Below are 17,426 nucleotides of genomic sequence, written 5' to 3' on the forward strand. Positions count from 1 at the left end.
CATGGAAAAAGGACCTCGCCGACTGGCTCTATCGAGAGGAGCGGGTCACATCCTTTCTCCATCCGGGACTCGGGGTGGCATCCGATCCTGACGAAAGCGAACGAGATTTTCGGATTCGCCTGCGGGACGTTGGGCGGGAGGAGAGAGACAATCAGATTGAGGAACTTCGGGGGAAATACGAGAGGAAGATCACGACTGCCGCGGAGCGGATTCGCAAGGCGGAACAGAAGGTCGACCGCGAGCAGGAGCAGGCGGAGTCCGTGAAGATGAGCAACTACGTAAACATCGGGCCCACCGTGTTGTCGGCTCTTCTCGGACGAAAGGCTATTAGCCGATCGAGCGTCGGGCGAGCTTCGACCACGGTGCGGGGCATGTCGCGAACTTCCAAAGAGAAGCAGGATGTAGAGCGAGCCCTCGAGGATCTCAGCGCACGCCAGGAAGCTCTCGACGAACTCGAAAAGGAGCTAGAGCAGGAGATTGAGGACCTGAAGGAACGCCTTGATCCTGAAATGGGACGACTCGAAACGTTCGAACTGAAACCACGAAGGACGGACGTCGACGTCCACTTTGTTGCACTGGCGTGGGTGCCGCAGTAGACCCACGCTGCAGCTCGGATCTGTCAAAAAGAACAGCGCGTCAAAGGTAAACGAGCATGAAGGCCGTCAAGATTATTCTCGTTGCGATCCTTGTCATCTTCTTTCTTCTGGTGATCGTCGGATTCTTGCTACCCGCTGAATGGGAAGTGAGTGAATCCGTCGCCATTGAGGCGACTCCGGCGGAGGTGTACCCTCACGTTGCAGAGTTTCGTCAGTGGCCCGCGTGGACAGCATGGGCGGCCGCAGATCCCGATATGACGTACTCGTACAGCGGTACTGAAACGGGCGTCGGCCAGGTAACGGAGTGGTCGGGGAATCAAGGGACGGGGCGAATGGAGATCACGGGCGTCGACTCATTGCGCCGCATCGACTACTACTTCTCGATGGACGACAACGCGTTTGGAGCCGCGTCGTCGATTGTTCTGGATAATGTTGGTGGTGAGACACACGTGACGTGGTCGTCCGAGGGCGATGTCGGCGGTAATATTGCGGCACGGTATTTCATGAAGGTGTTTACACCGTACATGTCTGCCGACTACCAGAGCGGGTTGGATCGGCTGAAGGAGCTTGCGGAGTCGGGGAGAGGTGGCTGAAGCTCTGGCTCGTGTTGAATGCGTCCCGGATTGCTTCTTCGTAGCGAGGGGCTCCTCATCGCAATGACGATTCCTTCGGGGGCGTCTCCGCGAGGCCGCGTTACCCCAGGGTCATCCCGAACGCAGTGAGGGACCTGTGCTTTCGGTCCGCAGAACGTCGCTCGAATCACCCCAGACCAGAGATCCTTCGCGAACTCAGGATGACACTCACCCCAACGCCACCCCGGCCACTGAGCCAGGGTTCATACCTACCCCAACGTCATCCCGGCCAACGAGCCGGGATCCATGAGACGATGAGGCATTCCTCGACCGCCTAGAAAGTCCGGTGCTCAAAAAGGTCCAGCGCATCGCCAACCATCGCACACTTGCTCGGACCGAACCCCTTGATCTTCCCGAGTCGTTTTTGAACCGCTGCGAGATCAGAGCCGTCGTTCCACAGGTTCGCCGCATTCCCTTTGTACTCATCGACCAGAGTCTGCGCCAGCTCCTGGACACGGCCGGCCATCATGTTTGCAAAGCTGTGCACCGCCGGCTTCTGTCGGAAGATGTCCTGCAGTTTTTCGAGATCCATCTTCGCAATCTTGCGCATGTCCAGATGGCCGAGCCGCTGTTTCATTTTTAGCGGGCCCACAAAAGCCATCTCGGCCTTGATTCGTTGATCAAGCAGAATCCCTATCAGCAACGCATTCCCATCGGCCTGGAGGAGCTGATCCGCGTCCTCGTCGAGGGTAGCCGCACCGTGTTGCACCTTGTTATCAATCAGTCTCGCGAGTCCACCCATGATTCAAAGCTCCGGTTGCATTCCAGGATTTCAGTTGGTCATAGCGCTACATAGTCTGAAGTCGTGACATTGGTTCCGGTAACCGCCGCGTCAGTGATCAAACATCTCTCCAATGCGTAAGAGGTCGCCCTCAGCAGCAAGTCATCACCCGCCGAGATGGTTACCACGGAATCCCGGCAACCCTTACTCACCGTAAACCGAAACGGTCTGTACTGTGATGCGGGTCGATTCTATATCGATCCGCAGCGCGCAGTGGCCAGGGCGATCATCACACACGGCCACTCCGATCACGCTCGTCCCGGCTCGAAGGCTTACCTCTCATCTCCGTCCTGTGCGCCGATACTTCGCGAGCGCCTGGGCAAAACTGCACCGATCCAAACAGTGGAATTTGGCGAGACGGTTGTCATGAACGGCGTCTCCGTCTCCCTGCATCCGGCCGGACATATTCTGGGGTCCGCGCAGATTCGGGTCGAATACAGGGGTGAGGTGTGGGTCGTGACAGGCGACTACAAGACCGAGGCGGACTCCACGTGTGAAGCGTTTGAACAGGTCATGTGCGACACGCTCGTCACGGAGTGTACGTTCGGATTGCCGATCTACAGATGGCCAGACCCTTCGGTGGTCACGGACGACATCAACCAGTGGTGGAGAACCAATCGCGATCGCGGCGTCACCAGCGTGCTTCTCGGATACAGCCTCGGCAAAGCACAGAGGCTCATCGCAGGGCTGGATCCGTCGATCGGGCCCATCTACTGTCACCCGGCGGTGGAGCGTATGAACAATCTGTACCGCGAGCAGGGCAGACTGGATGCAGAGACCATTGATCTGGAGAATGCTGCCGTGCCATCCCGCTGGTCTGACGGAATCGTTGTGACCCCGAACGTGCCGGCCGATTCGCCGGCGTTCAGTCGTCTTGGACCGACGTCGGTAGCCTTCGCCAGCGGCTGGATGGCAATCCGGAGCCGGCGCCGCCAACGAGGTTCGGATCGAGGGTTTGTTGTGTCGGACCACGTCGACTGGCCGTCTCTGATTGAGGTCATCAAAGGATCGGGCTGTTCGCGAGTTCTGGCGACGCATGGCTACACCAGGCAACTGTGTCGATGGCTCAACGAGAACGGTACGTCCGCCGCGCCGCTCGAAGAAAACGCGGAGCGCGATTCGAAGATCGTGACGATCGACGAAGAGGCGTCTGCGTAAAGATGCACGAGTTCTCCCGTCTGTATCGACGACTGGACGAGACGACGAAGACCGGTGAGAAGACCGCCGCGCTCGCCGACTATTTTGCGCTTGCCGGTGCGGCAGATGCCGCATGGGCCGTGTACTTCCTGATCGGGCGTCGTCCGAAACGAGCGGTGAAGACGGCACGCCTGCGTCGATGGGCGGCTGAGCATGCCAGTATCAAGGACTGGTTGTTTGACGACTGCCACGATGTCGTCGGCGATCTGGCGGAAACCATCACCCGGGTTCTTCCGACGACGAAGACGGTCGAACGACGACCTCTTCACGAGTGGGTCGACCAGCACCTTCTACCGCTTCGCGATGCACCCGAGGAAGTACAGCGTCGAAAGGTGACGGGTGCGTGGAAAGAAATGGATGCGGACTCGCGGCTAGTGTGGAACAAGATCCTGACGAGCGGCCTTCGCGCAGGTGTTTCAAAAGCACTCGTCGTCCGAGGCCTGTCTGTCGCGTTCGGACTCGAGGAGAGTGTACTGGTGCATCGGATGGCTGGCGACTGGCAGCCTTCCGCCGAATTCTTCGGAAGGCTGGTGGCCCATGACACCTCGGACACAACAGCAAGCCGTCCGTATCCCTTCTGCCCGGCGCATCTACTGGAGAGTGACCCGACCACACTCGCAGTGCCGGAGCAGTGGATGGCCGAGTGGAAGTGGGATGGGATACGGGTTCAGATTATCCGACGTCACGGGCAGGTCTTTATGTGGACGCGTAAGGGCGAACTCGTCACGGAACGTTTTCCGGAGACGGCAGCCAGCGCCATGATGCTGCCCGATGGAACCGTTCTCGACGGCGAACTGCTCGCGTGGGGTCCGGACGGCGTACTGTCATTTGGCGAGCTTCAGCGGCGACTCGGCCATAAAACATTGGGGCCAAAGCTTCTACGAGATACGCCAACTTGCTGTATCGTGTTTGACCTGCTAGAGTACGAGAGCCGGAGTATCCGCGATCAACCACTGCGCGCCCGGCGGCGCATACTTGCGAAGCTGCTTTCCGACATGCCAGGCTCCGCGGCGATGTGTTTGTCCAAGACGATAGATTTCGAAACCTGGGCTGACCTCGACGCGCTGCGCAAGGAGAGTCGAAACAGGCGGGTAGAAGGACTTGTCCTGAAGGATCTTGACGCACCCTATGTTGATGATCGCGTGACGAAAGCATGGTGGAATTGGAAGGCTGATCCACTCACGATCGCGGCGGTACTGATCTATGCCGAGCGTCGTCAAGCGGATTCACGCGACGGCTACACCGACTACACGTTTGCGGTCTGGGATGAAGACAATACGCTCGTGCCATTCACGCACGCGCACCAGGGACTCACGGAAAGAGAGGTCAAAGCGATCAACGGATTTGTGAAGCAGAATACCGTTGAACGTTTCGGGCCGGTAAGCAGCGTCAGCCCTGAGCTCATGTTCGAAATCTCGTTCGAGGCGATCAGGACGTCGACCCGGCACAAGTCGGGCGTGGCCGTACGAAGCGCGCGAATTCAGAAATGGCTCGAAGGCGAAGACGCGAAGGCCGCCGACCGCCTGGCCACGCTAAAGTCACTCCTCCCACCTCGTTGACGATTCTCGACGTGCGTCGTTCATGGACTCGATTACACAGATAGCGCTGGGCGCAGCCGTCGGCGAAGCGGCCCTCGGACGAAAAGTCGGCAACAAGGCGCCAATCTGGGGTGCCGTGCTGGGGACAATTCCCGACCTCGATGTGCTGGCGTACCCATTTCTCTCCGAGTCGGGCCAGTTGCTGTTTCATCGCGGCCCCACGCACGCGGTGATGTTTACCGTGATCGTGGCGCCAATCGCAGGCTGGTTGCTGTCGCGGCTGCACAAGGAGAACGGAGCGCGAGCCTGGCGCTGGACCGTGCTCGCCGGAGCGGCCTTCCTCACGCATGCAGTGCTGGACTCCTTCACTGCCTACGGCACACAACTGCTGTTTCCCTTTTCCAATACACCCTTCGCCTTCAACACGATTTCCATCATCGATCCGTTGTACACGCTTCCGCTGCTGGTCGGAATCATTGGCGCCATGTTTCTCCGCCGCGACCGTCAGGCACGCCGCGTCTTCAACTATTTCGGACTGGTGTCGAGCACGCTGTATCTGGCACTCACCGCCGTCAACATGTTGCACGTTCGGGCGATCGCCAACGATAACCTCGCCAGACAGGAGATTCCCTATGAACATCTGGAGGTCATGCCGAGCCTGTTCAACAATATCCTCTGGACAATTCTGGCAGCCGACGCAGATACCGTCTGGGTCGGGCTGCATTCCATACTTGACGACGATGACGTCATCTCCTTTCGTGCCATCCCGAAACACGAAGAGCTGATGCCTGCGAACTCGAGAACCGGAGAGGCATCCGCGCTGTACTGGTTTTCCCGAGAGTTATTCACGATCAGTGAAGAGGGCGGGGTTTTGTACTTCAACGATCTCCATGTAGGCCGAACGGACTTCTTTTTGACAGACAGCGGAGACTCTATCTTTCGCTATGAGATGCGACTTGACGGGGCCGGCCGTATTGCAGCCTTGGAATCGCATCGGCCCGGTTTTTCGAATCGCTCGGACGTTGTGGATGCGTTTGTCTGTCGCATCCTCGGAGAACCCATCGGCAAGGGCTGGCGCGGTGGGTGGTTCGGGTGCGAAACCGCGCCGGACGCCGTTGCGACAAATAGTCCACAGGAAGAGTAAAGCCGTGAACAGATTTGTGCGAGAGTCAATGGTGATAGCGATCGCATTCGTGATCGCCATCGTGCTCATTCCACCCATCGTGGCCGCAGTCGCCTATCAGAGCGGCCAGGCCATGTTCTGGCCCGCCATGCAGGCCCTGTATACGTATTTCTTGCCGTACACTGCGCTGGCCGCTCTCGGAATTGCTCTTCTCTTCGAGATCACACGCGCGGTCATTAATCGCCTTCGAAAAACTGGCGGTACCGATTCGAACGACGTCACTACATGAAGTGTGGTTAAATCCCCCGCACGCCGAACCGTGTTAAAGCCGAGTCGCATTTCCGCCGATCTGAAATGTCACCCAAAAACGCTAAAAATGAGTTGGATGCGTTGATTTGGCATTACATCTTGATACATTAGGGATGCGACTCCTCCGACACCCCAAACCAGCGCCCGACTAAACCTGCCATGGCTGAAACGAGACGCAAGTTCCTGAACGCCCTCATCGGCACCGGCCTCGTCGGATGGCTCGCGTCCGTCCTGTACCCGGTTTTCTCTTTTCTCAAGCCACCCGAGCTTCCCGAAGCCACAGTCAGTTCGATAAAGTGGGGTGTAGCCACGGATTTCCCGGCCGGCACGAGCGAGATTGTCAAATTCGGTCGGACGCCGGTCCTGCTCATCCGGCTCGACAGCGGCGAATTCAAGGCGTTCGAAGCGACGTGCACCCACCTGGATTGTACCGTCCAGTTCAGGTCCGATAAGAAAGACATCTGGTGTGCCTGTCACAACGGTATTTACGATCTGCGCGGACTGAACGTGTCAGGCCCTCCGCCACGGCCGCTGAGCCAGTACGCCGTGAATGTTGTGGATGGCGAACTCTTTGTCGCAAAAGCGGAGGCTTGAGCATGTCGACGAAGAAAGAGCAGGTATTTCAATGGCTTGATGAGCGTTTCCAGCTGAGCCCGCTCATCGAATTCATGCGCCACAAGATGGTGCCGATCCACCGCCACACGATCTGGTACTACATGGGCGGCGTGTCGCTCTTCCTGTTTATCGTCCAGCTCTTCACGGGAATTCTCCTGCTCTTGTACTACCAGCCGGGTGAAGACAGCGCGTACGAAAGTATCCGCTTCATCATGAACAAGGTGCCGTTCGGATGGCTGTTCCGGTCAATACACAGCTGGGGCGCGAACCTGTTCATCTTCTTCATCTTTGTCCACATGTTCAGCACGTATTTCACGGCGGCATATCGCAAGCCCCGAGAATTGACATGGGTGACAGGGTTCATCTTGCTGCTTCTGGCCATGGGGTTCGGCTTCAGCGGGTATCTGCTTCCGTGGAATGAGCTCGCGTTCTTCGCAACCAAGGTGGGAACGGATATCGCCGGCGTGGTGCCGCTCATCGGAGATGCCATCAAGATTGTGCTTCGAGGCGGACCGGACGTCACGGGCGCAACACTGACACGCTTTTATGCATTCCACATCGCCCTGATACCGGCGATCTTTACGATCTTCCTGGGCATCCACCTCCTGTTCGTTCAGAGACAGGGCATGCACGAACCGGAGTCCGTGGCGAACATGCCGGCCGATCGAAAGAAGATGATCCCCTTCTTTCCAAATTTTCTGCTTCGCGATGTATTTGCCTGGCTCATCGTACTGAACCTTGTACTGTTCCTGTCGGTCTTCTTCCCATGGGAGATCGGAGTCAAGGCTGATCCCTTCGTACCGGCACCGGCGGGTATTCGGCCAGAGTGGTTCTTCATGTTCATGTTCCAGGCCCTGAAGTGGATTCCGCCGCACATACTGGGCATGGAAGGAGAAGTCCTGGGCGTCCTGGCGTTCGCCATTGCAGCGCTGGCATGGATGTTGGTCCCTTTCTGGGAGATAAGAAGCCGTTCGACCGGGAAACTGAAACCAATGGTCCTAATCGGGTTATTTGCGCTGTTTTTCATCATCGTGATGACCATTATTGGATACGCCGTGTAGACCAAACGAATCAGTGAATCCGAACATGACATATAAAATCGGGCTCTGGCTGGTGGCCGCGTTTGTGCCGCTGACAGTGGCAACGGCGCAAGACGTGCCAGACAATCTGGCAAATGACGAGTGCGTCGTGTGTCACGTAGATCTTGAGGCGCTGCCGGAAGGCTTTCTCATGGACAACGTGCACATGAAGGAAGGCCTTTCGTGCGTCGGCTGCCATGGTGGAGACGCGCGCTCGGACGATGAGGAGATCGCCCACTCCGGAAACTTCGTCGGCATCCCGGAGGCGACCGACGTGCCTCAATTGTGCGGGAACTGTCACTCCGACCTCCGCATCATGCGACGCTACCAGCCGAGTGCCTCGACCGACCAGGTCAGCCAGTACTACACGAGTGTGCATGGCGAGAAACTCCAGCAGGGAGACCTGATGGTGGCCGAGTGTGCAAGCTGCCACACGTCGCACGCGATACTACCCGCTACCGACGGACGATCTTCTGTCCACCCACTCAACGTTCCGGGCATGTGCAATCAGTGTCACGGAGACGCGGACTACATGGCGGGGTACGGGATCCGAACGAATCAGTATCGCGACTACGCCAAGAGCGTTCATGGCGTGGCTCTGCTCGAGAGGCAGGACACGGGCTCGCCGGCCTGTAACGATTGTCACGGGAATCACGGAGCCATGCCGCCCGGCGTCGATGCGATTGAATACGTGTGCGGCATGTGCCACGTGAACAACGCCGAGTTTTTCCACGAAACGAATATGGCGCGGGCGTTCAACGAAGAGGAGCTTCACGGCTGCGAGGAGTGTCACGGAATCCACGACGTCTCAAAGACGACGCTTGAGATGGTCGGCGTCGGTGATGAGTCAGTGTGCACGGCCTGTCACGACGAGGGAGACGACGGCTACAGGGTTGCCGAAGAGATGTACGCGCAACTCACCGCGCTCGTCAGCGCTCAGGACTCAGCGCGCGTGCTGGCTGAGGAAGTTCACCGAATTGGCATGGATGACCTTGATATCAGCTATTTGCAGCGCGAAGCGAACCAGAGCCTGATCACCGCTCGAACACTGGTGCACACGTTCGACCCCGCGAAGACAGGCGAAGTCACAACGGTCGGGATCGAGACGGCAAGAGATGCCGTTGAACTTGCGCGATCGGAGATCGAAGCCTTCGGTTTTCGCCGGCTCGGCTTTGGTGTAGCAACGCTGTTCATAACAATTTTGACCGTAGCACTTTTCTTCAAAATTAGAGAAATTGAGTCCGTTAAGGACTCTTGACCAGACGATAAACGACTGTAAAGAAGAACCATCGTGGTGAATACAAAATGAAGCGATTGATAACCCTAGCTGCGTCTAGCATTTCGGTGCTTGCTGTCGCACTCCTCATTGTTGCCATGCAGGTCGACCGACCGACGTCGCGGACAGTCTCAGATGACGGAACGGTTTCCGTTGTCGCGCTCGATGACGCGGAGTTCATCGGAGCCGCCAAGTGCAAGACGTGTCACAGGAAAGAGGAAGTGGGCGAGCAGTACGGGAAGTGGCTGGAGGGTCCGCATGCCGGAGCGTATGCGACACTGGGAACTGACGAGGCCAAGGAGTTCGCGGCAGCTGCAGGCATAGATAACCCGCAGACGGCGGACGAATGCCTTGCATGCCACATCACAGCGCACGGCGTTGCTCCGGAGCTTCTCGGCACGAAGTACAGTGTCGAGGATGGCGTGTCCTGCGAGTCGTGCCACGGCGCCGGCGGCAATTACTACAAAAAGAAGACCATGGTGTCGATAACATCCGGTGAAACGGATGGCGCGTCTGTAGGCCTCGTAACGCCAACGGAAGAGACCTGCGTCGCGTGTCACAATGACAAGAGCCCGACCTTTAAAGGATTCGACTTTACGGAGTACTCCGAGAAGATTGCGCATCCGATTCCCGACGCAAGAAAGGCGGAATACAAGTAGGCTTCTACCCACTACAGGTAAAGGGGCTAGCCTGTGCTGAAGCAATCATTCGTATCGATTCTGTTCGCCGGGGTGATCGCAACCCCGGCGTTCAGCCAGGTTGAGTTTACAGGCACGACACAGTCGTACTTGTATTCGTATGAAACTGCCGACGGAGACCAACGGGGCGACTTCTACCAGGGTCTTCGCTTTCGAGCATGGCTCCACGACGCTCCGCAGCTCCAGTTGCGATCCTACATGAGGGTGGCGCGTCGTGGCGATCCCGGAGAATGGGAAGCGCGCTGGTACAACGGGTCTCTTCGATGGAAACCGGATTCGCGCGTCGATCTTCGGCTTGGCCGTCAGTTCCTGTACGACGGAGTGATCAACGCATCGTCCGATGCCTTCTCGGTGGCAGCAACACCCACCAGAGACATCAGGGTTCGCTTCGTCGCGGGACTTGAAACGCCCCGCGACCGGGCATTTGAATTCCTCTCTCCGGACGATGGCTATGTGCTGGGCGGCTTCGCGTCGGGCCGTTTTGCCCGACAGGCGAAACTGGACGTGAGCTACTTCCAACGCAACCGGTCGGATAATCTTGTCTGGCAGGTAGCAGGTGCTTCTTTAACCGGCCAACTGCTTGACGGGCTGACGTACCTCGCGCAGCTCGACTACAATTTGCAGGATGAAGATTACCAGCGCATGCGGTATCGACTCTCGTATGCGACAGGCCCATGGACCGTTTCTGGCGAGTTCCAGAGTCAGAAACCCCAGGTGTTCGAGGATTCCTACTTCAACATCTTCAGTCTGAACGCCTATCAACAGATACGTGGCGCCGTCTATCGTCAATTCGGACAGTACCAGGTAGGAATACAGAACTACTATACGTTGTACGATGAGAGCGAGACCGGGAACGAAATCATCGGAACGCTCTCAGCACGGTGGGGCACCATCGGCGTCGTATACCAGTCCGGGTTCGGGGGAGATCGCATCGGGCTGTATGGTGAGGCCCGCTATGCATTGACACCGAAATTTGAGGCAAGAGCCCGGAGCAGCTATTATAATTTCCAGCGATACACCGCCGATTTCGACGAGGACGCGACCTCCTTTTCGGCAGGACTGCGATACAACGCGGGTCGCGAGGTCACAGTTGATGCGGAGCTCCAGGAAAGCCTGAACAGTCTGTACGACAACGACCTGCGACTCCTGTTCAGGGTCTCCTACCGACTGTCTACCATCTGATCAAGAAGAGAACAACGCATTGAAATCCGGACTCGTCATACTGATTTCGCCGCTCGTTCTGGCGTTCGTTTTTCAGTCGCGCATGCCTGACGGCGTGCGCCCCGCGCCACCTGACGAATTGATATTCAGCCACGTTCTTCATGTGGATGAGAACGAAATGGCGTGCGACGAGTGCCACGGTGGTGTCGAGAGCAGCACGACCGGCCTGGACAATCTTCTGCCGGACATGGATGTCTGTGCCGATTGCCACGATGTCGACGATGACGACGAGTGCGCAACATGCCACACGAATCCGGACGATCCGGAGAGCTCGGACTACATCACGAGATACAGCCAGAAATTCTCTCACGAGAAGCATCTTGTTGGTGGCTTCGAGTGTCAGGACTGCCACGCGGCTGTACTCGTCGAAGCGCCGACCGAAGAGTCATCTCTGCCGACGATGCTCAACTGCCAGGATTGCCACGAAATGGAATCGGCTTCTCTCGAATGCGCTACGTGCCACATGCCGGACGACGTGCTGAAGCCCGCCAGCCATGTCGCCGGATTTCTGCATACACACTCGGACATGGCCCAGACTGATGCGCATTCGGATCTGAACGGGTTGCAGTGCCAGTCGTGTCACGACGATGACTTCTGCCAGGATTGCCACGAGGGAGACAACGTCGACAGATTTACGCACCCGCTCAACTACGAGTTTACGCATGCGCTGGACGCGAGGAGCCAGGAGAAAGCATGCATATCGTGCCACACCGATCAGACGTTCTGCGTGGACTGTCACAACGACAACCAGGTCCTGCCGTTGAATCACCGCCCCGGCTGGGTAAACCGGGTCGACGGCGGCTTGCACCGGTTCGAGGCCTCAAGTGACCTGAACAACTGTATTGCGTGCCACGAGGATAACGCAGATCAGATCTGCCAACCCTGCCACGGATCGCCTAACTGATATGCTGAAGTTGCGCAGTATTCCCGTTGCTGTACTCGTTGTGTTCGCCGCATGGCTGCTGGCCTCTTGCGCGGACACGTCGGATTTCCTTGTCGAGAAAACGCACCCGGACGGCTGGAATAGTGCGTCGTCGGAGACGTTCCATGGGAAGTTCGTACTCGAGAGTGCCAGCCCATCGGAAAGTTGTCAGTCATGTCATGGGCAGGACTATGGTGGAGGCACCTCCGGTGTATCCTGCGCGACGTGTCATAGTGCGTATCCTCATCCTGAAGGGTTTGCTGTGCCGGCGTCCATCGAGTTCCACGAGGCGGTATTTCAGGACATGGCGGACTGGGATATCACGAAGTGTCAGACCTGTCATGGCGGCGACTACGGCCGGGAGATCATTTCAGTGCAGGTGGGCGAGACCATCAGTTGTCTGACGTGCCACGTCGGCGATGATGGCCCTGAAGAGTGCTCCGTTTGCCACGGAGGCGCCCAGAACGACGCGCCGCCGCAGGACCTGATGGACAACACGGCAACCACCGCCTCCGGCGTTGGTGCTCATCAGCAACACATCGCTGCACAGATCGCGGCGGGTGTCGAGTGTTCGGAGTGCCACGTCGAGCCCGATGATTTTGATGACCCGGGGCATGTAGTGGATGATTCGACGCCGGGTATGGCGGAATTGGTGTTCGGCACACTCGCTACCCACGACGGCGAGCTGGATCCCACTTACGACTTCGCGACGTCAACCTGCGGCAACAGCTACTGCCATGGAGGCTTCGCCTTTGCGAAGGCAGATGCCGGCGCGAATTCGTGGGGCTACGCGGAGGATTTCATTCGCGGCAACAATCCGAATGTGGTCTGGAGTGCAGTAGGCACTGGCGAGGCCGAGTGCGGGTCGTGCCATTCGCTCCCACCTATCGGTCACATTCCGGCCGCGCTGGCCTGCTCGTCCTGCCATGTCGGTGTCACCGATCAGCAAAACAACATCCTCGACCCCACGCTGCACATCAACGGCGAAAAAGACCTGTTCTAGGTCGCGCTCAACGCCGGATTTGAGTAGAGTTGTTCCGAAGACGATAACATGAGTTGCTCGCCTCTACGCCACCCGTAAGTGGTAACGGTCCACCAACCTGGCGCAGCGTTCTCAGTTGAGCATACTCTTGGCTCCCTGCGCGAGGGTCAGGACTCTACTTGTCGCACCAACTAGTCCCACGGATATCTCATGAAGAACCTACTACCAAGCGTCACCGGCCCTGCATTGGTCGTCATAGCAGCAGGAAGCCTTCTGGGCTTTGCAATTCTCCGGGGCAGCGGCTCTCCCGGCGGTTACACGGGAGCCCCAATCGATGGGCGCACCTGCACGAATTGTCATAGTTCGGCATCCGGCACAGGATCTCTCACGATTACTGCGCCTGCCAGCTACACCCCGGGCGTTCCTCTGGATATTACCGTGGAAATGGATGAACCGGGCGAAAGCGAGCACGGTTTTGAGCTTGTCGTAGTTGATGCCACAACCGGCAACAACGTCGTCGGTACGATTACACTTAATCAGAGCCTCGACGCCACGAAGTTTTCTCTCTCCAACACGCACGTGACACACGACAGCCAGGGAGGCGATCCTGGTCAGTGGAAAGTGACGTGGACTCCCGGAGTAAGTGAGACACAGGCCGTGACTGTGTATGTCGCTGGTGCCTCGAAGACGTCCAAGCCCGTCTACAACGAGACATGGACCATCTCGCTGGCGCTTCCCGTCGAGCTGTCCTCTTTCGACGTTCGTCTTGACGGGCAGAATGCGATTCTTGACTGGCGTACCGAGTCCGAGTCCAACAACATCGGCTTCGATATTCAGCACGCTGACGACAGCGGCAGCTTTGAGGCAGTCGGATTCGTTCCGGGAGCCGGCACGACCTCCGAGGCACGTGACTACAGCTACACCATCAACGATCTGCTGCCCGGAACGCATCGTTTCCGTCTGCGGCAGATCGATTTCGACGGCACGACGACGGTGTCCGAGCAGATCGAGGTTGCAGTAGGTGTACCGGATCAGTTCTTTCTTTCCGAGGCGTACCCTAACCCGTTCAACCCCACCACGACGTTCGAATTCGCTGTGAGGCAGGACCAGGAAGTTCGGGTTCGCGTCTTCGACGAAATGGGTCGCCAGGTCACGGACCTGTTTAATGGAACGCTGAGTGCGAATGAAGCGCATCGCGTCACGTTCGACGCCGCCGGACTGGCCAGCGGCACGTACATCATCCAGCTGCAGGGTGCGGACTTCTACGAATCCCGACAGGTTGTGCTGCTGAAGTAGCCACCGATTGACAGTCCTGTGCCAGACGGGGGCGATCCACATCGTGGGTCGCCCCTTTTCTGTGGGCGAAAGCTCTGCACTCGCGACCTCGCCTCACCGGCCACGTCTCGATAAAGAACGCTTACGTGTAAGGCATTTCCCTACAAATGGTGTACGGCAAAGACTATTTAGTTTCTCGCCGCCAGTCGATTAATTACGTGTAGTGAAATCGACTCGCCAGTACAGCGCTGCACACACTGATCCACTGACAATTTGCGGATTGGAGAACCTCGCAAACGACTCAAGACCCGATTACCGCTGGCACCGCCCGAAGCAACCTGGCTCTCCGACCGATCCGACCAGACGCCGGAACGGTGCGAGCCTGGAATGATGAACATGAGACAAATCTGCGCCTCGCTACTGCTGCTTGTCCTCCTGCCTCTGCTGGGCCCTCCTGTTCTGGCCCAGGAGTATGCCGTGGAGGAGGACGAGGAGTGCATGATGTGTCATGATGACCGCACTCTCACAAAGGAGGTGAACGGCCGCACCATCTCCCTCTTTGTGAACTACCGCTCGCACGCGATTTCTGTACATGGCAAAGAGGGTTGCACATCCTGCCACTCAGATGTCGACGTGGACGACCTCCCTCACGAGGACGTACTTGAGAAGGTCGAGTGCGACATGTGCCACGATGACCAGTTCGCGGAGTACGAACGCAGCCTGCATGGTCAGGCATTGAGACGGGGTCGCTACCTGGCACCGACGTGCCAGTCATGCCATGGCAAGCACAATATGCGGTCGTCGACGGATGAGAGGTCGCCCACATTCGTCATGAACATCCCGAATCTCTGTGGGACGTGTCACAAGGAAGGTACGCTCGTATCGGAACTGCGCGAGATCAGCCAGCACAATGTCCTGGAAAACTACTCGCAGTCGATCCACGGCGACGGGCTGTTCAGGCGCGGACTGACCGTAACAGCCGTGTGCACCAGCTGCCACAAATCTCACGACATCCTTCCGCACGAGGACTCGCGGTCGGCCATCCACCAGCGAAACATTGCCACGACCTGCATGCAGTGTCACTCGCAGATCGAGAAAGTGCACGTGAAGGTCATCGAAGGAAAGCTCTGGGAAGAAAAGCCGCATCAGTTGCCGATCTGTGTCGATTGCCATCAGCCACACATTGTTCGGAGGGTCTTCTATACCGAGAGCTTTCCCGACAGCCAGTGCCTGTCGTGTCATGGCGACCCGGACTTCCAGGTAGAGAAAGACGGAGAGCAGGTTTCCCTCTACGTTGACGCCGATGAGATCGCAGGTTCGGCACACGGCGGAAATGCCTGCTTCAAGTGTCATACGAACGTATCTCGCTCGAAAACCCCGGTTTGCATCGGGAGTGGACCTGTCGACTGCGCCATGTGCCACACCGAGCAGGTTGAGGAGTTCACCGCAAGTGAGCATGGTCGACGGGTGGCAGAGGGGGATTCGACGGCGCCAAACTGCGCGGATTGTCACGGTTCTCACGGGACACTCTTCAAGGAAGATCAAGCTTCGCCGACGTTCACCAGGAACATCCCTGTATTGTGCGGGCAGTGCCATAGCGACGGACAGAAAGCGGCGGCCGGCTACGAAGGGACGGAGCATCAGATCGTAAGCAACTACACGATGAGCATCCACGGCAAGGGTTTGCTCGAGAGCGGGCTCATGGTGACCGCTACGTGTGTCAGTTGCCATACCGCCCACAGCGAAAAGCCCATCACGGACTCAACGTCTACGGTCTTTCCTTCGAACATTGCGGCTACTTGTGCCCAGTGTCATCTGGGCATCTATGATGAGTTTCAGAGCAGCGTACATAGCCCCACAGTTACAACCACTGAGGAAAAACTACCGGTCTGTAACGACTGCCATAAGTCTCACACGATCAGGCGGGTCGACGTGGGAGACTTTCGACAGGAGATCCTCGATCAGTGTGGCAAGTGCCACCTTGACGTGACCGAGACGTACTTCGACACGTTCCACGGCAAGGTATCCAAGCTCGGCGCCGAGCAGACCGCAAAATGCTACGACTGCCACGGCGCGCACAGCATCTTGCCACCCACGAATCCGGACTCAAAGCTGAGTCGAGCGAACGTCGTTGAGACGTGCAAGGCCTGTCATCCTAACTCAAATCGCAAGTTCGTTGGCTACTTGACACACGCGACGCACCACGACAAGGACAAGTATCCGTATCTGCACTACACGTACCTGTTCATGACGACCCTGCTTGTCAGCGTGTTTGCGTTCTTCGGTGTGCACACGCTCCTCTGGATACCCCGGGCCATCCGGGAACGCCAGAAGATTGAGAGAACAAAGAATGGCGGGACAGCAAATGAGTGATCCTGTTGACGGATCTACGATCGTTGAACAAGACGGAGTCGACCCTCCTGTCGAAGCGGCAACCATTGAAGCGTCGCGACCGACACGCCCTGCGGACGCGGAGCCGGGGCGATTCTACGAAAGGTTTGACGGCTACTCCCGATTCTTGCATCTGCTGGTGATCGTCAGCTTCCTGTCGCTCGCCATCACCGGAATGACGATCAAGTTTTCCGGGGTCGGAGTCTTCCAGACGCTGTCAAGAATCCTGGGCGGCTACGAGGTGACAGGGTTCATTCATCGCGTCGCTGCCATCATCACTTTTGTGTACTTCTTCCTGCATTTAAGCTACCTCGTCAAAAACAAGCGGAAGACGAAGACCTCGATGCGAGGGATGTTATCAGGCGAAGACACGTTGTGGTTTCGCAAGCAGGACATCATCGAGTTCGGACAGACAGTGAAGTGGTTTCTCGGTATCGGTCCACGCCCGGGTTACGGCCGATGGACCTACTGGGAGAAGTTCGACTACATGGCGGTGTTCTGGGGCGTGCTGGTAATTGGCAGCAGCGGCATGCTGCTCTGGTTTCCGGAGTTCTTCACGCGTCTTGGTATTCCGGGATCATGGATTAACGTCGCCACGATCATCCACAGTGACGAAGCACTTCTCGCAACCGGGTTCATCTTCACGGTGCACTTTTTCAACACACATTTTCGGCCGGACAAATTCCCTATGGACCCGGTGATCTTCACGGGTCGCGTGGATTTGCATGAGTTGAAAGAGGACAGGCCCCGTTTGTACGCGCAACTGTTGGAATCAGGAGAACTGGAAGACG

The 17,426-nt window shown here is 57.5% G+C and carries 17 protein-coding genes; 16 read left to right on the top strand and 1 reads right to left on the bottom strand.

Annotation, left to right across the window (positions count from 1 at the left end; translation table 11 throughout):
* Together HKN37_01785 and HKN37_01790 are read left to right on the top strand one after the other, a co-directional pair.
* Positions 1-596, top strand: a 596-nt coding sequence (locus HKN37_01785) for an ATP-binding protein (GenBank protein ID NNE45369.1), incomplete at its 5' end; no start/stop codon positions are given.
* A gap of 56 nt (positions 597-652) precedes the next feature.
* The gene (locus HKN37_01790) at positions 653-1,189 is read left to right on the top strand and encodes an SRPBCC family protein (GenBank protein ID NNE45370.1); all 537 of its coding nucleotides are present in this window, start codon (positions 653-655) and stop codon (positions 1,187-1,189) included.
* Positions 1,190-1,502: 313 nt separating this feature from the next.
* Here HKN37_01790 and HKN37_01795 read toward each other — a convergent pair whose 3' ends face one another.
* Complete coding sequence (locus tag HKN37_01795; protein NNE45371.1) at positions 1,503-1,970, bottom strand: hypothetical protein; 468 nt, start codon at positions 1,968-1,970, stop codon at positions 1,503-1,505.
* Between the two features lie 156 nt (positions 1,971-2,126).
* Here HKN37_01795 and HKN37_01800 point away from each other — a divergent pair, with 156 nt between their 5' ends.
* The 14 genes from HKN37_01800 to HKN37_01865 form a co-directional block, all read left to right on the top strand.
* Positions 2,127-3,167: a ligase-associated DNA damage response exonuclease gene (locus HKN37_01800; protein NNE45372.1), complete on the top strand. Its 1,041-nt coding sequence runs from the start codon at positions 2,127-2,129 to the stop codon at positions 3,165-3,167.
* A 2-nt stretch (positions 3,168-3,169) separates the two neighbouring features.
* Positions 3,170-4,765, top strand: a complete 1,596-nt coding sequence (locus tag HKN37_01805) for an ATP-dependent DNA ligase (GenBank protein ID NNE45373.1) — start codon at positions 3,170-3,172, stop codon at positions 4,763-4,765.
* A gap of 22 nt (positions 4,766-4,787) precedes the next feature.
* The gene (locus HKN37_01810) at positions 4,788-5,888 is read left to right on the top strand and encodes a metal-dependent hydrolase (GenBank protein NNE45374.1); all 1,101 of its coding nucleotides are present in this window, start codon (positions 4,788-4,790) and stop codon (positions 5,886-5,888) included.
* Between the two features lie 4 nt (positions 5,889-5,892).
* Positions 5,893-6,156, top strand: coding sequence for a hypothetical protein (locus tag HKN37_01815; protein NNE45375.1), 264 nt, complete (start codon positions 5,893-5,895; stop codon positions 6,154-6,156).
* Between the two features lie 179 nt (positions 6,157-6,335).
* The gene (locus HKN37_01820) at positions 6,336-6,770 is read left to right on the top strand and encodes a Rieske (2Fe-2S) protein (GenBank protein ID NNE45376.1); all 435 of its coding nucleotides are present in this window, start codon (positions 6,336-6,338) and stop codon (positions 6,768-6,770) included.
* 2 nt (positions 6,771-6,772) lie between these two features.
* On the top strand, positions 6,773-7,852 hold the full coding sequence (locus tag HKN37_01825) for a cytochrome bc complex cytochrome b subunit (protein NNE45377.1): 1,080 nt from the start codon (positions 6,773-6,775) through the stop codon (positions 7,850-7,852).
* Between the two features lie 25 nt (positions 7,853-7,877).
* A complete protein-coding gene (locus HKN37_01830) occupies positions 7,878-9,128 on the top strand; it encodes a hypothetical protein (protein ID NNE45378.1) in 1,251 nt (416 codons plus the stop codon).
* Positions 9,129-9,175: 47 nt separating this feature from the next.
* A complete protein-coding gene (locus HKN37_01835; GenBank protein ID NNE45379.1) occupies positions 9,176-9,805 on the top strand; it encodes a cytochrome C554 in 630 nt (209 codons plus the stop codon).
* Between the two features lie 33 nt (positions 9,806-9,838).
* Complete coding sequence (locus HKN37_01840; protein ID NNE45380.1) at positions 9,839-11,026, top strand: hypothetical protein; 1,188 nt, start codon at positions 9,839-9,841, stop codon at positions 11,024-11,026.
* A gap of 19 nt (positions 11,027-11,045) precedes the next feature.
* Positions 11,046-11,969, top strand: a complete 924-nt coding sequence (locus HKN37_01845) for a hypothetical protein (protein NNE45381.1) — start codon at positions 11,046-11,048, stop codon at positions 11,967-11,969.
* Between the two features lies 1 nt (position 11,970).
* A complete protein-coding gene (locus HKN37_01850) occupies positions 11,971-12,990 on the top strand; it encodes a hypothetical protein (protein ID NNE45382.1) in 1,020 nt (339 codons plus the stop codon).
* 189 nt (positions 12,991-13,179) lie between these two features.
* On the top strand, positions 13,180-14,265 hold the full coding sequence (locus tag HKN37_01855; protein ID NNE45383.1) for a T9SS type A sorting domain-containing protein: 1,086 nt from the start codon (positions 13,180-13,182) through the stop codon (positions 14,263-14,265).
* Between the two features lie 375 nt (positions 14,266-14,640).
* A complete protein-coding gene (locus HKN37_01860) occupies positions 14,641-16,617 on the top strand; it encodes a hypothetical protein (protein NNE45384.1) in 1,977 nt (658 codons plus the stop codon).
* Positions 16,610-17,426, top strand: an 817-nt coding sequence (locus tag HKN37_01865; protein ID NNE45385.1) for a cytochrome b/b6 domain-containing protein, incomplete at its 3' end; no start/stop codon positions are given. The genes HKN37_01860 and HKN37_01865, both read left to right, overlap by 8 nt.

This window comes from Rhodothermales bacterium (assembly GCA_013002345.1).
Taxonomy (GTDB): Bacteria; Bacteroidota; Rhodothermia; order Rhodothermales; family JABDKH01; genus JABDKH01.

What these genes read in the sequence shown, in the direction of transcription:
- HKN37_01790 (NNE45370.1), top strand. Translation starts at nt 653, where the DNA reads ATGAAGGCCGTCAAGATTATTCTCGTTGCGATCCTTGTCATCTTCTTT.
- HKN37_01795 (NNE45371.1), bottom strand. Translation starts at nt 1,970, where the DNA reads ATGGGTGGACTCGCGAGACTGATTGATAACAAGGTGCAACACGGTGCG.
- HKN37_01800 (NNE45372.1), top strand. Translation starts at nt 2,127, where the DNA reads ATGGTTACCACGGAATCCCGGCAACCCTTACTCACCGTAAACCGAAAC.
- HKN37_01805 (NNE45373.1), top strand. Translation starts at nt 3,170, where the DNA reads ATGCACGAGTTCTCCCGTCTGTATCGACGACTGGACGAGACGACGAAG.
- HKN37_01810 (NNE45374.1), top strand. Translation starts at nt 4,788, where the DNA reads ATGGACTCGATTACACAGATAGCGCTGGGCGCAGCCGTCGGCGAAGCG.
- HKN37_01820 (NNE45376.1), top strand. Translation starts at nt 6,336, where the DNA reads ATGGCTGAAACGAGACGCAAGTTCCTGAACGCCCTCATCGGCACCGGC.
- HKN37_01825 (NNE45377.1), top strand. Translation starts at nt 6,773, where the DNA reads ATGTCGACGAAGAAAGAGCAGGTATTTCAATGGCTTGATGAGCGTTTC.
- HKN37_01830 (NNE45378.1), top strand. Translation starts at nt 7,878, where the DNA reads ATGACATATAAAATCGGGCTCTGGCTGGTGGCCGCGTTTGTGCCGCTG.
- HKN37_01835 (NNE45379.1), top strand. Translation starts at nt 9,176, where the DNA reads ATGAAGCGATTGATAACCCTAGCTGCGTCTAGCATTTCGGTGCTTGCT.
- HKN37_01850 (NNE45382.1), top strand. Translation starts at nt 11,971, where the DNA reads ATGCTGAAGTTGCGCAGTATTCCCGTTGCTGTACTCGTTGTGTTCGCC.
- HKN37_01855 (NNE45383.1), top strand. Translation starts at nt 13,180, where the DNA reads ATGAAGAACCTACTACCAAGCGTCACCGGCCCTGCATTGGTCGTCATA.
- HKN37_01860 (NNE45384.1), top strand. Translation starts at nt 14,641, where the DNA reads ATGAGACAAATCTGCGCCTCGCTACTGCTGCTTGTCCTCCTGCCTCTG.